This window comes from Streptomyces syringium (assembly GCF_017876625.1).
In the GTDB taxonomy this organism is placed as follows: domain Bacteria; phylum Actinomycetota; class Actinomycetes; order Streptomycetales; family Streptomycetaceae; genus Streptomyces; species Streptomyces syringius.
Genome location: NZ_JAGIOH010000001.1, coordinates 2,636,970 through 2,655,152, shown reverse-complemented (window position 1 = coordinate 2,655,152; position 18,183 = coordinate 2,636,970). Strand labels below are relative to the sequence as shown.

Sequence of the window (18,183 nt, the reverse complement as noted above, 5' to 3'; positions counted from 1 at the left end):
CGCCAGTGCGGGCCGTGGATGTTCGAGCGGCCTGTTGTGAGAGGTGACCGGGGGTGAGCTCGTGAAGTTCGATATGGGTAACACGGCGCTGACGGGACTGATGTCCCGTACGCAGGGTTCGAGTGAGGATCTTGGTGGTCTGATCCGCCAGCTGATTGCCGCCGCCGCACCGTTGGAGGGCAAGTTCAACGGTTCGGGCAAGGTGGCGTTCGATCAGTTCAAGGCGCACTCGGACGAGGTGACGGCCGCGCTGAACGGCTCGCTGCGCTCGATCCTGGGCGGTCAGTCGGGGATGGACACCTCGTTCGGCCAGGGTGACCAGGAATCGGCGGACAACGCGAAGCAGCAGATGGCGGCGGCGAACTTCGACGCGGCTCGTTTCTCGGGCCGCTAGGAATACGGGGGTAGTTGACATGGGTGGAACGGGTACGGACCGGCGGAGTTACGACATCGGCGCCTCGACCGAGGTGCAGGGGTCGCTGGACGGCATCATCGGCCGGCTGGAGACGGTGCTCGGCGAGCGCGAGGCGGCGGTGAAGGCGGCCATGGCCGACTTCCAGGCCGACGGCGTCTCGGACGAGTACCACGGCAAGGAGCAGCGCTGGGACAAGGCGGCCGCCGAGGTCCGCTCCATCATCAAGCTGCTGCGTACGACGATGGACAAGAACGACGGCACGGCGCACCAGACGCTGGCCAGGGCCAAGGCCGCCGTCGACAACATCGGCTGACGCCGGGGCACGGGAAAGAAACGTTTTACAGAACGGGGGGCATCGTGTCCAAGTGGGACATCAAGCCGGATGGCGTTCGTGGAGTCCTGAGCAAGACCGCCGAGGCCGGCGGCAAGTTCGAGGAAGAGTTCAAGTCGTACGGCGAGCACTTGATGGGCTCCGCGACGACGGCGGGCACGATGGTTCTGGGCGGGACCGAGATCCCCAAGGGCGGTGCGTTCGGTCCCGTGGCCCAGGCGCTGCAGGAGTTCCAGCAGAAGACGGAGAACGACCTGAAGTTCCTCCCGGTCCGGACGGGGAAGTCCATCACCGGCGCGCGCCTGGCCACTGAGGAGTACCTCAAGGGCGACCTGGAGATGGCGAAGAACAAGCAGGAGGAGTACTCCAAGGCTCCGACTCCGGAAGAGATGAAGGGCCCCAAGAAATGATCGATCTGGGGAAGATACCGACCTTCACGGGCAATCTGGAGACCTTGGAGACGCACGCGGCTTCGCTGAAGACGACTGCCTCCAGCATTCGCGGCACGGGCAAGGACGTCCATAACGCCTTTCAGGCGCTGGACCCGGTCTATGACGCTCCCGAGCAGGAGCATCTGCTCAATTCGACGATGCCGGTGCGGGACAAGGCGGACGAGTTCGCGAAGAAGCTGGAGTCGGTCAGTGGTGCGTTGACGAGTTTCGCGTCGAGTGCGAAGCCGCTCGTCGACAAGATGAATCAGCTGCGCGCGGATGCGAAGAAGTTCGTCGCCGAGAACAAGGATGACGACGACTGGCAGCAGGACCAGGGCAAGATCGACGAGAATGCGCGTCTTGTCCGTGAGGTCGGCACGACCTGGGTGGCGTTCCAGGGAGTGGAGCGCGATGCTGCCAACAAGATCACCGCGTTGGTCGGTGGCACGCATTTCGTCGTCGACGACGGTTCGCACAAGGCCGGTATGTACGGCTTCCGGGAAAGCGACATCAAGGACGCCAAGGAAACGCCTTGGGGGACGGTCGACGAGCGTGAGTACACGGGCCTGCGGGCCGCGTGGGAGTGGACGAAGGACAACGTCGGCGGTGCGCTGGAGGGTTTCTTCGTCGACGGCGTCTGGGGCACCCTCAAGGGCCTGGGCAGCATGGTCAACGTCTTCGACTGGGACAACTTCAAGAAGACCTGGTCGGGCATCGGCGACGTCTTCGGCGGTGTCAGCGCGTACATCATGACCCCGTACGACTGGGCGATGGACAAGATGTTCGGCCCGGTCGACCACAGTGACACCGACAAGCAGAAGGCGGCGCTGCGCAACTTCGGCAAGTCGCTGGTCGCGTGGGACGAGTGGGGCACGAATCCGTCGAAGGCGGTCGGGATCGTCGCGTTCAACGGCCTGACCCTCGGCGCGGGCTCGTTCCTCAAGCTCGGCAAGGCCGGAAAGGCCGGGATGGTCACGGAGGCCGCGACCGTCATGGGCAAGGCGGGTGTGCTCGTCGACCCGATGAGCTACCTGGGCAAGGCGGCGAGTGTCACCAAGCTGAAGATCGGCGACCTCATGGAGGGCCTGAAGGCCAGCCAGGCCGGCGTCGACGACATGGCGCGCAACGTCCCCACCGGCACCTCGCCGCACCCGACCGGGGTCACCCCGCCTGCGGCCCACACGGGCGACACGACTCCTTCCCCCTCGGGCGAGGGCTCGTCGACGCCTGCCCACACGGGCGACGGTTCTTCGACCCCGTCCCACGCTGGTGATTCTTCGTCCACCCCTGCCGGCTCCGGTGAGAAGACGCCCGCCGGCCGTGAGTACGAGGGCCCCGACGGCGAAAAGTACGTCGTCGGCGAGGACGGTCACATCCGGGACACGAACGGCAACGTCGTGCCGGACAAGGCTCCCCACCCGGAGCCGCACAAGGACGACCTGCCCAACGTCAAGGAGCCCGAGACCGCTCCGGTCAAGGAGCCGGCCAAGGAGCCGGTCAAGGAGAAGGTGCTCGAGGGCGCGGGCGGACCCAGCCGCGTGGAGACGGGGACGGGTGCGGGCTCGCACACCCCGTCCGGCGGCGGCACGGGCCATGGCGCCGGCGGCCACGGCGAGACGCCGGGCACGGGCGGCGGCGCCGGCGGGCACGGTGGCTCGGACGGTACCGGTGGCTCGGGCAAGGACTCCGGTTCCACCGATTCGGGCTCCGGCTCGGGCTCGGACAAGGGCTCGGGTACCGGTTCCGGCGCGGGTGCGGGTCACACCGGTGACTCCGGCGCGGGCGCGGGCGACTCCGGTTCGGGCGCGGGCGCGGGTGACTCCGGCGCAGGTGACTCCGGTTCGGGTTCGGGTTCGGGCTCGGGTGACTCCGGCTCGGGCTCCGACTCCGGCGACTCCGGCTCGGGTGATCACACGCCGCCCGGCACGTACCAGCCCGGTCCCGCCGAGGTTCCCCCGCCCCTCAAGCGTCATGACGCGGACTTCTCGGACACCCACAACAACAAGGGCCAGCGCAAGAGCTACCTCAACGAGGACGGCGACCTCGTACCCGCCAACCCCAACGGTGACGCGACGATCGTCGACCACATCGTGGGACGCGAGCCGAAGAAGTCGGAGAGCCCTTACACCTCGACCAGTGAGGACGGCGCCAACGCCAAGGACTACGGCGGCCAGAAGATCCAGATCGATCTGCCCCGGCTCGTGGACGACATAGCCAAGGGCAAGGTCAAGGGTGTGGAGGTCTACTCGCCGAGGGAGGTCGAGAAGGCGATCCAGCAGGCTGCCGACAAGGTCGCCGGCCGGCCCGTGGACATCACCGTCCCGCGGGACACACCGCACCCCGAGATCGATGCGAGGGCCGCGGAAATCGCCAAGGAACTCGGCCTCGGCAAGGCCAAGACGAAGAGCCTCGCGCAGCGCATGAAGGACATGATGCACACCCGCCGGGATTCGGAGTGGCTGATCAAGGGCGTCGTGCCGCGTGACTACATCAGCGGACCGTGACGACGACCGACGGGCGGAATGCGAAAGGATGCCACTCATGACCCGCTTCAGTGAATTGCTCGGCACGGATTTCGACGGTGAGCCGACGACGGACATCGACGACGTGATCTTCGGTGCCTTCGACGAGCCCGGCCACCGGGACCGCGTGCCCGGACTCGTCGAGCTGATGAACGACCCCGCCGAACCGGAGATCGAGCGTTTCCTGGCCTGCGTGGCGCTGTCGACCTGGGGCGAGACGGCCGGCTACGAGGCGGTCATCCGGGCCGCCGCGGACCCCGGGGGCACGCCCTGGTACGACTTCTCGGTCGACCGCAAGTTCTCCGTCGACAGCACGTTCGCGCAGCTCGCGGACGCGGTGGCCGACGGGGACCTGGCACGGGAAAAGGGAACCGAGGAACTGCGCGTGGAGGCGGCCCGCGCCTTGGTGCGGCTCGCCGACAGCCAGTACTTCGAGGACAAGCTGGGCGAGCTGTTCGACAACGCCACACTGCGGGCGCTGCTGGACGACATCAAGCAGGCCGTCGACCGGGGCGTACGGTCCCTGGCGTCGGGCGCCAAGCCCCGGTTCGACCTGCCCACGCAGCTGGTCGACCTGGCCAGTGCCGTGTCGGTGATCGACGGCCCCCTGGGCGTGGAGCTGGCCACGAGCGTGCTGAAGGTCGGTTCCTCCCCCCGCGCCCTGAACCACGCGGTCGCGCTGGTGTACCGCGCCAAGGGGCCGGAGTCCCGGCAATTCGCCGAGTACCTGACGGCGGTCGGTGACGAGAAGGTGTGCGCGGAGGTTCGCGAGGCGCTGGGGCGCGCCGAGTAGGGCGGCTTCTCGTCGAAGCGGACGTATGCGAAGGCGGCCGGTGCACCGCTACGGCGGTGCACCGGCCGCCGTCGACGCGGTAGGGGCCGCTGAAGCCGGCGGAGAGTTCGAGGGGGGCGAAAAGTGATTGATCTGGGGAAGATACCGACCTTCACGGGAAAGCTGGAGGAGTTAGAGAAGCATGCTGGTGAGCTGAAGAAGACTGCTTCCAGCATTCGTGGCACGGGTAGGGACGTGCACACTGCTTTTCAGGCGTTGGATCCGGTGTATGACGCTCCCGAGCAGGAGCAATTGCTTGATTCGACGATTCCGGTGCGGGACAAGGCGGATGATTTCGCGAAGAAGCTGGAGTCGGTCAGTGGTGCGTTGACGAGTTTCGCGTCGTCTGCGAAGCCGTTGGTCGACAAGATGAATCAGCTGCGCGCGGATGCGAAGAAGTTCGTCGCCGAGAACAAGGATGACGACGACTGGCAGCAGGACCAGGGCAAGATCGACGAGAATGCGCGTCTTGTCCGTGAGGTCGGCACGACCTGGGTGGCGTTCCAGGGCGTCGAGCGTGACGCGGCCAACAAGATCACTGCGCTGGTCGGTGGCACGCATTTCGTCGTCGACGACGGTTCGCACAAGGCCGGTATGTACGGCTTCAAGGAAAGCGACGTCAAGGACGCCAAGAAGACTCCTTGGGGCACGGTCGACAAGCGTGAGCACACGGGTCTGCGGGCCGCGTGGGAGTGGACGAAGGACAACGTCGGCGGTGCGGTGAAGGGCTTCTTCGTCGACGGTGCCTGGAGCACCCTCAAGGGCCTGGGCAGCATGGCCAATGTCTTCGACTGGGACAACTTCAAGAAGACCTGGTCGGGTATCGGTGATGTCTTCGGCGGTGTCAGCGCGTACATCATGACCCCGTACGACTGGGTGATGGACAAGACGTTCGGCCCCACCGACCACAGTGACACCGACAAGCAGAAGGCGGCGCTGCGCAACTTCGGTAAATCCTTCGTCGCGTGGGACGAGTGGGGCAAGAACCCCTCGCGGGCCGGTGGGACGGTTGCGTTCAACGTCCTGACCCTCGGTGCGGGCGCGTTCTTCAAGCTCGGCCAGGCCGGCCAGGCCGGCCAGGCCGGGAAGCTGGGCGCGGGCGCGAAGGTGGCGACCGTGGTGGGCAAGACGGGCGTGATCGTCGACCCGATGACGTATGTCGTCAAGGCCGGGAGCCTTACAAAGCTCAAGGTCGGCGACCTCATGACGGGCCTGAAGGCCAGCCAGGCGGGCCTGGACGACATGGCCCGCAACGTCCCCACGGGGAACTCACCGCACCCGAGTGAGGGCAACGCGCCCTCAGCTCACCCGGAGGGGGCGTCCACGCACCCCGCCGGTTCCGGGGAGAAGACCCCCACGGGCGAGACGCCCGCCGGTCGTGAGTACACCGACGCCGAGGGCAACAAGCGCGTCATCGGTGACGACGGTTTCATCCGGGACGAGCACGGCGACGTCGTCCCCGACACGGCTCCCCACCCGGAGCCGCACAAGGACGACCTGCCGAACGTCAAGGAGCGCGAGACCGTTCCGGTCAAGGAGGAGCCGAAGGTCCTCGAAGGCGCGGGCGGGCCCAGCCGCGTGGAGAACTCCGCGAACCACCCGACGGGTTCGGCGCACCCGGGCGGCGGGTCCCACCCGACCGGCGGGGGTGGCGGTTCGCCCAACACGCCGTCCACGGGCGGTCATGCTGCGGATCACTCGACTGGCAACGGCACGGACTCGCACACGCCGTCAGGCGGGAGCGGTGGCTCGCACACCCCTAGCGGTGGCGGCGGTCACGGTAGTCCGGGTTCCTCCGGTCACGACATGGGCGGCCATGGCGACGGCCCGGAGACGCCAGGTGGCGTCAGTGATGCCGACGGCCCGTCCTCGGGTGACGGGGGTGGGACCGGCGATGGTCCGGGAAGCGGCTCCGGAAAGCCTGAGCGGCAGCCTGCGGTCATTCTGGAAGGCGACCGGATAGGCCAGCAGCCCAGCGGACCTATGGCCCCTGAGCGGGAGGCCGCCGTTACGGCGGCTCTCAAGGACGCGAAGGTGCCGCCAGTGGACCAGGGTCGTATGTTGACGCAGCTGAAGAAGTCGGAATACGGGGCAGCTGTTGCAGAATACATCTCGAGCGGCAGATTTGCGGATATCCCCATGTTCAAGGATCCCAAGGGCCTCCTTTTTCAGGTCAAGCAGAACGACATGATCCCGGCTGTGCATCAGGCGATGGAGCACGCTGCGGAGCTCCAGGCCAAGGGAATCAAGAACATCGAATTCGAGCTGAAGCTTCCCGAGAAGCAGCTCGATCTTGACGTGCTGGTCCGCGTGGATGGCCGAATCGAATACGGTGCCCAGCTCAAGGACGTGGACAGCGTCACGGGCATCAAGTCGGCAGTCAAGAAGATCGCGGACAAGCAGCTCGGTGGGTCTGGAGTTGATGTCAAGGTTGGCATTCTGGATGTCAAGGGTCTCCGGAGCGAGCTCACGGAGCGTGAAATCCAGGCCGTGCAGAGGGCCGCTGACCGCACTAACGCCTCTTTTGAACTAAAATTCGACGACGGGTCTGTCACCATTTATCCGACCAATGCCGCCAAGCGATAAGGAAGTTCGATGACTATGCTGATGCGCTCGCCGAGAGAGTGCGGCTCGTGGTTCTGGGACCTGGACGACGTGGCGGAGCCTGGCCTGGAGTCCGCGCTCAGGACCGCGGGGCGCATGGGTGCGGTGCTCCAGAAGCACGCTTTGCTGGAGCCGGACTCGCTTGAGTGGAACTGGTTCCAGGTCGGAAAGGGCGGCCTCGGTATCCATAGCCGCCTGGACCTTGTCAGGCGTTCGCTCGACGATCCGGCATTGCCCGATGACCTCCGCGCCTGTCGGCCGACCGGTCACCCGCAGGCGGAGATGGGCGGAATTCTTGTGCTGGGATCCGGGGCGTGGCTCGACGCGAGCGGAACGCGCCACAACGAGTACCGTCTGGTCGAACTCATGGTGTCACCTGACGAGATCGGCCCTTCGGCCGAACTGTCCGTGTACCACGATGTGTGGGGTCGGTGTGATTTCCGGGGTGAGCCCCACCCGGCCATCCATGCTGCCAACGCGCCGCGGCTCGCTTCAGCCCTGCAGGAGCTCGTTCAGGTGCTCGGAGTCGAGGCGGAGCCCGGCGAGCCGACGTACTACGGTCGAGCAGAGGGTCACGGGCTCAAGGATCCCGACATCATCGACGGTCGGGGGCCGGATCTCACCGATGCGGTATTTGGCTAGATGGCCAACCCGGAGCAAATTGCCGTAATCGCTGCAAGGCATCTGGGCGGATGCTTTTGAGAGGCAACGGTTGACGTATTCAAGGCCGGGGTCCCGGACCCTCGCGCCGCTGGAAGCCGCTCGGCAGCGCAGGATCCTCCGCCGGGCAGCATCCGTGATGCCGTGAGGGATGCGCCCGGCCCCGACGAGCGGGAGATCGCAGCCTATCTGCGCGGCGGTCACGTGCTCTTCGCGTCCATGGGCGTGGTGGACGACGTGCTGGGGTCGGGCGAGAGCATCATCGGTGGCGGTTCCCTGTTCACCGACGGCGAATGGGTATGGCGAGGAGATCTCTGGTTCTACGTGACCACTTATCACCTCACCCTGCCGGACGAGTTCGTCACCCGGGCCCGCGCGGCGGGCTTCCAGATGCCGGCCGTCGGGCAGGAGCGCCTCATGGAACTGACGGACGCGGTGCTGGAGCTCCGGTCGGCAGAGTAAGCGTGGCGAATGGTGACGCGCGAGGTGCGCCGATGAGTTTCTTGATCCAGGCAGGCTGCCCGGCCGTTCGGACGTGTGCATCCGCCGCCGACATGGCGGATGCGGTCGGCGAGATGTACTCCTCCGACGCCGAGGACGCCATTCTCGTGTGGAACCTGGTGCCGGTCCGGCTGTCGTACGGGTACGACCTCGCGGCCCTTCTCGACGACCTGGTGCCTCTTCTCGAGGAGATTCAGCGGCCGGAATTCTCCGCGGCCGAGGTGTTCTGGGGAGCCGATACCTTCTCTGCTGAGTGGCAAATGGTCCGCGAGGACGATTCGCTGAGGATTCAGGCGCGCTGGCACAGCACGCTCGGGAACTACGAGTCGCTGTTGACCGAGCGGGGCGACGCAGTGGTCCCTGCGCGGACGTTCGTCGGCGAGTGGGCGAAAGTGCTGAAGCGGATCGTGAGCGATATCGAGGCGAAAGCCGTAGAGCTGGAGGACGCCGACATCTTCCTCCGCGCCAAGGCCTTGCTCGCGGGGCCTGAGCTGACGGGTCCCGAGCCGACGGGCCGACGCCCCGAGGCCCTGGATCGTCCGGTTCGGTTGTCATCCGCTGACGGTCGGCGACGGCAGAGTGCGTCGGAAGGTCCGCGAAGTGCCGAACGGCGGCGGCACTTTGCGTTCCCCCGGCAAAAGTTGATAGGCATAGCGGCCGGTGTGTGTCATGACCGCGCCGTTCCATAGTGCAGTGATTGATTCGGGGGACTTTTGTGGCTACTCCGCCGCAACAGCAGCCATTTCCGGCGCAACAGCCGTTCCAGCAGCAGCCCGGTTTCCCGCCGCAGCAAGGGCAGATGCCTCCGCAAGGCCAGATGCCCCCGCAGGGCCACGCTCCCCAGCAGGGCTGGGATCAGCAGGGCACGCCGCAGCAGGGATTTCAGCCGCCGTCAGGACAGGTGCACTGCCGCCTGTGCGGTGGATTTCCCGCCGTCGAGGCGACCGTGCGCGGGCATCAGGGCATTTTGATCATGATGCGGTCCCTGTCGCTCAAGGGGCCGTTCTGCCGGAATTGCGGCACGGCCGTATGGCGCGACATGACCGGAAAGACCCTGCTCCAGGGCTGGTGGAGCCCGCTGTCGCTGGTGCTGCTGACCCCCTTCACCCTGCTGTGGAACCTCTTCGTCAGGGTCAAGATCAACAAACTCCCGCCGCCCGTTCCGGGGCAGCCGGGTATGCAGATGAACCCCGGTGTGCCGCTGCGGAAGCGGCCCGCGGTGCTGGGGTTGCTGATTCCGGTGAGCTGGCTGCTGTTCATGGCCTTTCAGATCGCGCGGGGTTCGTAGCGGGTTCACAGGAGTCGGCCGGGCTCGGCTGATCGGGGAATGATGACGAAGGATTACGACAGTCAGCTGCTGGAGTCGGTGTCGGTACGGCGCCGGCGCATGCGGGACGCGCTGATCTTCGGTGCCCAGCGGGCCCGCCGTACGGCGGACGAGAAGCTCGGCAAGATATTCGCGGGGATCGCCGTCGCGGCGGTGCTGTGTGCCGGTTGTGTGGGCTGGTCGTTCATCCAGCACACCCTGGCCAAGCAGAAAGAGCAGCAGAAGCAGCAACAGCAGCGCTATGCGCCGCAGGTGACGCCGTCGCCTTCGTTGTCGCCTTCGCCGTCCGCCTCGCACAAGAAGTTGTCCGCGCCGCATACGAAGCTGCCCGGCTCGTATGTGAAGCCGACTGCCTCGCATACGAAGCCGACCGCCCCGCGCGCGAAGCCGTCCGGCTCCTATGCGAAGCCGTCCCCCGCGCCTACGAAATCGGCGAAAACCCCGAAAGGAACGCACAAAGTGACGGAGCCGGCCCAGTGATAGGTTCTGCCGCGTGGTGAATGTGGGGGAAAAAAAGCGTACGGAATTGAGCAGGATCACTCTCGTCGGCGACCGCCGGCGAGTGGATCTTGTGCTGCCCGCGGACGAACCCATCGGGCGGCTTCTGCCCGACGTTCTGCGGCTGTTGGGCGACAGGGTCGGCGAGCGACCGGCGGCCCGGCATCTGATCACCGCTGAGGGAACGGTTCTGCCGCAGGACGGGACCCTCGCCGAGGCCGCCGTGCCCGACGGTGCCGTGCTCCGGCTCGTCCGTGTGCACGACGCGCCCTCCGCCCCCGTCGTGCACGACGTCACCGACGAGCTCGCCGAGGACCTGGACGTCCGCGCCTGGCGCTGGCGGCCCGAGGCCCGGCGATGGACCGCGAGCCTGGCGACGATCGTGCTGGCCGTGACCGCCGGTGTGCTCGCGCGCACCAGCCTCGGCCCGGCCTCGGTGGCGGCCGCGCTCGCCGTGACGGCCGTGCTCGTCGCGGCCGTCGGCGCCGTCGCCGGCCGGATCGGCATCCGGGCCGGCCAGGGCGGTCAGCGCGCCCGGACGGACGACCGGGCGGGCCAGGCCGGCCGCGACCTCGGCACCACCCTCATGCTCACCGGTGGCGCGCTCGGCGCGCTCGCCGCGTGGACCGCCGCCGACGCGCACGCCTGGACCGGACCCGCGCGGCTCGCCGCCGTGCCGGCCGCGCTCGCCGTGACCCTCGCCCTCCTCGGACTGTTCTCGCAGCTCGGCAAGGGCGGTCTGATCGGCGCCGGAGCCGTCGTCGCGACCACCGGCGCGTGGGAGGCCGTCGCCGCGCTCCAGGACGACCCGGCACGCGTCGGATCCGTCATGGCCGTCGTCTCCGTCGTCGTCCTCGGCCTGCTGCCCCGTCTCGCGCTGATGGCGGCCGGGCTCACCGGACTCGACGACCGCCGCTCCGGCGGCTCCTCCGTCAGCCGCCACGAGGTCGAGACCGCCCTGGCCGCCACCCACCGCGGACTGGTCCTGGCCACGGTCGCCGTCGCCGTGTCCGCCGCGGCCGGCGGGCTGCTGGCCGTCACCTCGCCCTCGTGGTGGACGGTGCTGCTCGCGTCCGTCGTGGTGGTCGTGCTGCTCTCCCGCTCGCGCGCCTTCCCCCTGATCGCCGAGGTCGTCACGCTGCTGGCGGCCGCCCTGGTGCTGCTCGTCCGCCTCGTGGTGCTGTGGATCGACCACATCCCCGGCACGCCGACCGGGCCGCTGGCCGCGCTCTGCGGGGTGGCGATCGTGCCGCTCGCCGTGCTGGCGGTCCGGCTGCCGGAACACGTCGGCGTCCGGCTGCGCCGCGCCGTGGACCTCGTCGAGACCATCGGCGTGATCGCACTGTTCCCGCTCGCGGTCGGGGTGTTCGGCGTCTACGTACGTCTGCTCCACCAGTTCTGAGCTCCAGGAGAGACACCGCATGTCCCAGGACGACTGGCAGGGCGACGTACTGCGCAACCTGCGCAACCTCAGCAACGATCCCGGCGAACCGGACCGGCCCGGGGAGCGGGCCGGCCGGCCCCCGGCCGCATCCGCCGACGCGCCCGCACAGGCCGGCGCGCCCTCGCAGGCGGAGGCGCCCGGCCGGGCCGAGGCGCCCGGCCGGGCCGTCGTCGACCCCCGCCCGGCGCCCGCCCCCCGGCCCCTGCCCACGCCCGTCACCATGGAGCTCCCGCTCCCCGAGGAGCTGGTCAAGGGCAAGCCGCTCAGCGGGGACACCGCCGCCAAGCGGACCTCCCGCTCGCTGCGCCGGCTCGTCGGCTCCTCGGCCACCCGCGAGGTGGAGGAGGCGACCCGTGTCGCGCAGGCGCTGCAGCAGCCCCTCACCACCGGCCGGCAGATCATCGTCACCAGCATCCGCGGCGGCGCGGGCAAGACCACCGTCGCCGCGCTGCTCGGCCGCACCTACGCGCACTACCGCCAGGACCCCGTGCTGATGCTGGAGGCCGACCCGGCGCTGGGCACCCTCCCGGCCAGGCTCGGCGTCACCAAGGTGCGCTGGACGACGAGCGACGTCGCGCAGCTCATCGACCCGTCGATGCAACTCACCGACGTCGTCGGCTACCTCGTCCAGCTGCCCGACCGGGGCTGGCTGCTGCCCGGCAGCCAGGGCCGGGTGGGACACCGGCTGGAACTGGCCGACTACCGCTCGGTGATGGTCGCGCTGCGCCGCTACTTCGGCATCACCGTCGTCGACTGCGACAGCCTCCCCAGCGAACTGTCCCGCACCGCCCTGGCGGCGGCGCAGGCACGGGTGCTGGTCACCCCCGCCACCGTCGAGGGCATCACCAGCACCCGCTCGGTGCTGGACTGGATGGCCTCGTTGCCGCGACCCAAGATGCTGGAGGGAACCGTGGTGGTCGTCGCCGCCACGTCCCCGCATTTGACGCTTGATGTGACCGCGGCGCGCGAGCACCTCCAGCTCGACGGCGTGAAGGTCCTGATGCTCCCCTACGACCGGCACCTCGCGACCGGCGGCCCGATCCGTACCGACCTGCTCGGCCAGGTCACGCGCGAGGCCGTCACCGAGCTCGCCGCCGAAGTCCTCACCCGAGCCATGAGCAGGCGAAGCAACCGATGAGCACCCGCATAGTCCACCGCCCCGCCCGCACCACCCGGCCGCTGCCCACCCCCGAGGCGCGCACCATCGAGCCGCCGCCCAATCTGCCCGAGGGCAAGACCGGCGGCGCCATGCACACCCTCATGCCCATCGCCGGCGTGATGAGCTCCGTCGTAATGATGACGATGGTGCGCAACAGCCAGTTCGCCGGGCTGGGCGCGATCGTGCTCCTCGTCACCGTCATCGGCTCGGTCGGCATGCTGCTGTCCCAGCGCGGCAAGGCCCAGCGCACCCGGCGCCAGCAGCGCGAGCGCTATCTGGAGTACCTGGAGGAGCTCCGCGAGGAGCTGGGCGCCGAGGAGCGCGAGCGCCGCGAGAAGGCCCGGGTCCTCGACCCGCCGCCCGAGGCGCTCTACGACCTCGTGCGCGACCCCGCCCGGCTGTGGGAGCGCCGCCGCCGCGACAGCGACTTCCTGCGCGTGCGCGTGGGCACCGGCCGGATGCCCGTACGCCCCCTGGACATCGGCGAGCAGGGCAGCAGCGTCCTCACCCCGCCCGACCGGTTCATGCTCAACGAGGCCGGGGCGCTGAAGAATCGATTCTCCACGGCCACCGACCTACCCCTGACCGTCCCCCTCGACCGCGTCGGCAACGTCAGCGTCGTCGGCGACCGCGAGGGCGTCCTGCGCGTCGTACGCGCCCTGCTCACCCAGACCGCCGTCACCCACGCCCCCGACGACGTCGCCATCGCCCTCGCCTGCCCCGGCGACCGCATGACCGACTGGTCCTGGGTCAAGTGGCTGCCCCACACCCTCGACCCCGACGAGCACGACGGACCCGTCAGCGCCCGCCGCATCGCCCCCGCGCTCGCCCAGCTCGCCCGGCTCATGAACCGGGACCTGCGCGCCCGCGCCTCCTACGCCGCCGAGGTGCGCCGCGGCCTCTCCGGCAAGGACGCCCTGGAGATGACCGGCCGGCTGCTGGTCGTCAGCGACGAGTACGGCGAGGACGCGCACGAACTGCCCCGCCCCGACGACGCCGTGACGCTGCGGGACATGGGCGTCACCGTGCTGCACCTGGTGGCCGAGCGGGTGCAGGAGCCCGGCCAGGTCTCCCTGCGCATCACCGTCGACGGCGACCAGGTCCACATCGAGGACCTGCGCCCCGCCGAGCCCGTCACCTCCCACGGCACCGCCGACCGGGCCACGGCCCCCGGCGCCGAGGGCCTCGCCCGCCTGCTGTCCCCGCTGCGGCTGTCCCCCGAATCCCTCGTCGACGCCCCGCTCTCCGGCCCCGTCGACTTCGCCGAGATGCTCGGCGTCGAGGACCCCGCCGCCCTGGACGTCCGGGAACTGTGGCGGCCCCGCGGCGAACGCGCCTTCCTGCGCGTACCCATCGGCATCAGCGACTCCCGCCAGCCCGTGCTGCTCGACCTCAAGGAATCCTCCGAACTCGGCATGGGTCCGCACGGCCTGTGCGTCGGCGCCACCGGCTCCGGCAAGAGCGAGCTGCTGCGCACCCTGGTACTGGCCCTGGTCGCCACCCACCCGCCCGAGGACCTCGCCATGGTCCTCGTCGACTACAAGGGCGGTGCCACCTTCGCGCCGTTCGCCGACCTGCCGCACGTCGCCGGCGTCATCACCAACCTGGAGAACCAGGCCGGGCTCGTCGAGCGCGTCCACTCCTCCCTCGCCGGCGAGGTACAGCGCCGCCAGCAGGTCCTCAAGGACGCCGGGAACATCGCCGACATCGGCCACTACGCCGCCCTGCGCGAGACCCGGCCCGACCTGGAGCCGCTGCCGCACCTCTTCGTCGTCATCGACGAGTTCGGCGAACTCCTCACCGCCAAACCCGACTTCATCGACCTGTTCCTGTCCATCGGCCGCATCGGCCGCTCCATCGGCGTGCACCTGCTGCTCTCCAGCCAGCGCATCGAGGGCGGCAAGCTCAAGGGCCTGGACACCTACCTCTCCTACCGGCTCGGCCTGCGCACCTTCTCCGCCGACGAGTCCCGCACGGTGCTGGACACCACCGACGCCTTCCACCTGCCGCCCATCCCCGGCTTCGGCTACCTCAAGGTCGACACCAGCGCCTACGAGCGGTTCAAGGCGAGCTTCGTCTCCGGCCCCTACCACGGCCCGGTCGCCCGGGACGTCGAGGACGACGGACCGGTCGTCCACCCCTACCCGGACTTCAACACCCTCGGCGAGCCCGAGGCGGCCCCCGGCGACAGCCAGCCGGCCATGCGCCACCGCAACCCCGGCCCCACCGTCATGTCCGTCGTCGTCGACCAGCTCAGCGACGCCGCCCGGCCCACCCGCGGCATCTGGCTGCCGCCGCTGCCCCGGGCCATCGCCCTGGACACCTCGGCGGGCCCGCTCCGGGCCGGCGAGCGCGGCATGCAGCTGGCCGTCCGGCCCGGCCCGCTCAAGGTGCCGATCGGTCTCCTCGACGACCCGGCCAAGCAGTGGCAGGGGCAGTGGGTCCTCGACCTCACCGTCGCCGGCGGCCACGCCGCCGTCATCGGCGGCCCCCAGTCCGGCAAGACCACCCTGCTGCGCACCCTGGCCCTGTCCCTCGCCATGACGCACACGCCGCGTGAGGTCGGCATCTACGGACTCGACCTCATCGGCGGCGGCCTCGCCGCCCTCTCCGGGCTCCCGCACGTCGGCGGCATCGCCGGCCGCGCCGACCGCGAACGCGCCGTCCGCACGGTCGAAGAGGTCCGCGGCATGCTCGCCGCCCGCGAGGAACTCTTCCGCGAGCACGGCATCGACTCCGTCGAGCGGCTGCGCGAACTGCGCGCCGAGGGCCGGCTCCCCGAGCTGTCCTCGACCGAGATCGTGCTCCTCATCGACGGCTTCGGCGCCCTGCGCGACGACTTCGACGAGATCGAGGAGACGGTCACCGACCTGCTCAAGCGCGGCGGCGGCTACGGCATCCACGTCGTCGCGGGCATGCTGCGCTGGAACGACGTCCGCATCGCCACCCAGTCCCTGTTCGGCACCCGCGTCGAGCTGCGGCTGAACGACCCCGGCGACTCCAGCATCGACCGCAAGCTCGCCGAGACCCTGGCCCCGGACGAGAAGGGCCGCGTCCTGACCGACGGCAAGCTCTTCGCCCAGACGGCGCTGCCCCGCATCGACTCCCTCGCCTCGGCCTCCGACCTGGGCCCGGCCGTCGAACAGGCGGCCATGGTGATCCATTCGTCCTGGTCCGGCGACGGCGCCCAGCGGGTCAGGGTGCTGCCCACCCGCATCCCCGCCGCCTCCCTGCCGTCCGTGACGGCCGAGCCCAACCGGGTGCCCCTCGGCCTGGACCAGACGGCCCTCGCGCCCGTCCTGCTCGATCTGTTCAAGCGCGACCAGCACCTGATGATCCTGGGCGACAGCGAGTGCGGGAAGACCAATCTGCTGCGCCTGATCACCCAGGGGCTCATGGAGCGCTACTCCGACGAGGAGATCGTCTTCGCCGTCATGGACCCGCGCCGCGGCCTGCGCAAGCTGGTGCCCGAGGAGTACCGCGGCGGCTACGCCCACAACTCCCGGCTGTGCGGCGCGCTGGCCGCCGGCATCGCCACCGAGCTCGAGAAGCGCATGCCCGACGACCTCGCCGCCCAGGACGCCCTCGCGTCCGGCACCTGGTACTCGGGTCCGCGCATCGTCATCCTCATCGACGACTACGACATCCTCACCACCGGCGGCCAGCAACCGCTCGCGCCGTTCATGCCGTTCATCCCCTCCGCACAGGACATCGGCCTGCACTTCGTCGTCACCCGCAGGGTGGCGGGAGCCTCGCGGGCGCTGTACGAGCCGTTCCTGATGACGCTCCGGGAGAGCGGCACGACGGCGGTCGTCATGACCGGCGACCGGCAGGAGGGCCAGCTCTTCCCCGGCGTCTACGCGAGCGCCCAGCCGCCCGGGCGCGGCACGCTCGTGCGCCGGGGCGAGACGACCCGGCTGATCCAGACGGCGCTCGCCGTCGCGGACGGCGACACCGAGACGACAGCCGACCGCGCATGACCAGGGGGAACACCGCATGACCAAGGATGTGATCGCGCTCACCGAGCGCATGCCGGACGCGCTGAGCGTCCTGGCGGGCCTGCTCGCCGGCGGCCCGGACCTGCTGGTCGGGACCACCGGCGAGGGAGCCGTGGTCCAGCTGTGCGACGCCGAGGGCCGGCCGCTCGTCTCGATCGAGGCGCCGCTGATGCTCCAGGTGCCGGGCGAGGCGGCCCGGCTGCTGGGCCCCGGAGCCGAGCCGTCCGGTGACGGCCCGGCGTGGTGGATCGAGGCCCGCGCCACCACGGGCGTCCCCCAGGCCGAGCAGCTCGCGGGGGCCTTCGCGGCCCGGCTGACGATGCTGCTGGGCGGCCGGGTCTGGCCGCCGGACGCCCCCGGCACCGCCGGCGCGGCCCGCCCGGTCGACGTCTCGGGCATCACGGCCGTCCCGGTCCCCGCCGCCGCCCAGCCGGCCGTCGACATGCTCACCGACGAGGCCGCCGTCGTCCTCCAGGACCGCCCGGTCGTCCCGATGACGAGCTGGCTCTCCGAGGCACTGCGGGCCACCGTGGAGAGCGACCGGTCCCTGCAGATCGTCACCCCGCCGCACTGCCGCCTGTCCCTGCCCACCCGCATGCTGGTGCAGTCCACGCCCTCGCGCTGGGTGGTGCAGGACGAGCGGTGCGGCTACTACGACGGGCTGACCGGCGCGGTACTGCGCTGGCAGGACGGTGCCTTCTCCCCGGACCGGGACGAGAGCGGCGAGAGCCCGGTGGCGGACGCCTTCACCGAGGTCCAGGCCACCGGCGAGCGTCAGCTCATCGTCTCCTTCCGCACCCTGCACCAGCCCGAGGCGGACCTCGTGCTCGGCGGCGCGCTGGAAGCCGCCTGGCAGGCGCTGACCGGCGGCCCCCCGGCCGGCTGGGGGACGTCGGAGCCGGCCGGTCTGATCTGGTCGCGGCGGCAGCTGACCGAGCTGGCGTACGGGCGCGCGCCCCAGCCCACCTGGACGGTGGTCGTCGGCACCCCGGAGCGGCCGGCCGTCGCCACTCTCCGCGTGATCCGCACCTCGGAGGGTGTGGAGGAGGACGTCACGCTCACCCTGGGCTACGGCCCCGATGAGCAGCTGCCCCTGGAGGCGCTGCCGGAGCTGGCCGGCGAGCTGGTGACCCGGCACGGGCTGAAGACCATGATGTGCCAGCTGCGCGAGGCGCGCCGGGACCTGAGCGCCCCGCCCCGCTTCGAGCGCCCGCCGCTGCCGTACGCCTTCGTCCTGGGCCCCGCGGAGGTCCGGGAGGCGGGGCGCGACATCGCGAGCAGGACGCCGCTGAAGGACCGCCCGGTGCAGCTGGGCCCGAGCGCCCGGCCGGGCTACTACTACCCGCTCGGCGACGGCGAGTCCGCGGAGAGCTGGACCGCCCTCGAGCAGCTCGTCCGCCATCTGCGCGGGGCGCCGCCGCTCTAGGTCCGTCGCCTGCACCACCGCTGCGCGGCGGTGTC

The 18,183-nt window shown here is 69.9% G+C and carries 15 protein-coding genes; all 15 read left to right on the top strand.

Annotation, left to right across the window (positions count from 1 at the left end; genetic code table 11):
* Positions 1–61 precede the first annotated feature (61 nt).
* On the top strand, positions 62–394 hold the full coding sequence (locus JO379_RS11795; RefSeq protein ID WP_130877747.1) for a hypothetical protein: 333 nt from the start codon (positions 62–64) through the stop codon (positions 392–394).
* Between the two features lie 19 nt (positions 395–413).
* Positions 414–728, top strand: a complete 315-nt coding sequence (locus JO379_RS11790) for a pore-forming ESAT-6 family protein (protein ID WP_130877746.1) — start codon at positions 414–416, stop codon at positions 726–728.
* A 44-nt stretch (positions 729–772) separates the two neighbouring features.
* Positions 773–1,156 carry a DUF6507 family protein gene (locus JO379_RS11785; RefSeq protein WP_130877745.1) on the top strand — a complete coding sequence of 128 codons (384 nt, stop codon included), beginning with the start codon at positions 773–775 and terminating at the stop codon, positions 1,154–1,156.
* A complete protein-coding gene (locus JO379_RS11780) occupies positions 1,153–3,681 on the top strand; it encodes a hypothetical protein (RefSeq protein ID WP_245381446.1) in 2,529 nt (842 codons plus the stop codon). The genes JO379_RS11785 and JO379_RS11780 overlap by 4 nt, the downstream gene beginning before the upstream one ends.
* 37 nt (positions 3,682–3,718) lie before the next feature.
* Positions 3,719–4,492 carry a hypothetical protein gene (locus JO379_RS11775; protein ID WP_245381445.1) on the top strand — a complete coding sequence of 258 codons (774 nt, stop codon included), beginning with the start codon at positions 3,719–3,721 and terminating at the stop codon, positions 4,490–4,492.
* A 123-nt stretch (positions 4,493–4,615) separates the two neighbouring features.
* Entirely contained in the window at positions 4,616–7,117 is a 2,502-nt protein-coding gene (locus JO379_RS11770; RefSeq protein WP_209514872.1) for a hypothetical protein, read from the top strand.
* 15 nt (positions 7,118–7,132) lie between these two features.
* Positions 7,133–7,777, top strand: a complete 645-nt coding sequence (locus tag JO379_RS11765) for a hypothetical protein (RefSeq protein ID WP_209518658.1) — start codon at positions 7,133–7,135, stop codon at positions 7,775–7,777.
* A gap of 162 nt (positions 7,778–7,939) precedes the next feature.
* Positions 7,940–8,257 carry a hypothetical protein gene (locus JO379_RS11760; protein ID WP_209514871.1) on the top strand — a complete coding sequence of 106 codons (318 nt, stop codon included), beginning with the start codon at positions 7,940–7,942 and terminating at the stop codon, positions 8,255–8,257.
* Between the two features lie 32 nt (positions 8,258–8,289).
* Positions 8,290–8,985 (top strand): hypothetical protein, encoded by a 696-nt coding sequence (locus JO379_RS11755; RefSeq protein WP_209514870.1) that lies wholly within the window; start codon positions 8,290–8,292, stop codon positions 8,983–8,985.
* A gap of 26 nt (positions 8,986–9,011) precedes the next feature.
* Positions 9,012–9,584: a hypothetical protein gene (locus tag JO379_RS11750; RefSeq protein WP_209514869.1), complete on the top strand. Its 573-nt coding sequence runs from the start codon at positions 9,012–9,014 to the stop codon at positions 9,582–9,584.
* Positions 9,585–9,623: 39 nt separating this feature from the next.
* Entirely contained in the window at positions 9,624–10,103 is a 480-nt protein-coding gene (locus tag JO379_RS34110) for a hypothetical protein (protein WP_372449068.1), read from the top strand.
* A gap of 13 nt (positions 10,104–10,116) precedes the next feature.
* Complete coding sequence (gene eccD / locus JO379_RS11740; RefSeq protein WP_372449067.1) at positions 10,117–11,523, top strand: type VII secretion integral membrane protein EccD; 1,407 nt, start codon at positions 10,117–10,119, stop codon at positions 11,521–11,523.
* Between the two features lie 19 nt (positions 11,524–11,542).
* On the top strand, positions 11,543–12,703 hold the full coding sequence (locus JO379_RS11735) for a MinD/ParA family ATP-binding protein (RefSeq protein WP_245381443.1): 1,161 nt from the start codon (positions 11,543–11,545) through the stop codon (positions 12,701–12,703).
* Positions 12,700–16,704 (top strand): type VII secretion protein EccCa, encoded by a 4,005-nt coding sequence (gene eccCa / locus JO379_RS11730; RefSeq protein WP_209514868.1) that lies wholly within the window; start codon positions 12,700–12,702, stop codon positions 16,702–16,704. The genes JO379_RS11735 and eccCa overlap by 4 nt, the downstream gene beginning before the upstream one ends.
* A gap of 16 nt (positions 16,705–16,720) precedes the next feature.
* Entirely contained in the window at positions 16,721–18,148 is a 1,428-nt protein-coding gene (locus JO379_RS11725; protein WP_209514867.1) for a DUF6177 family protein, read from the top strand.
* Positions 18,149–18,183: the final 35 nt, after the last annotated feature.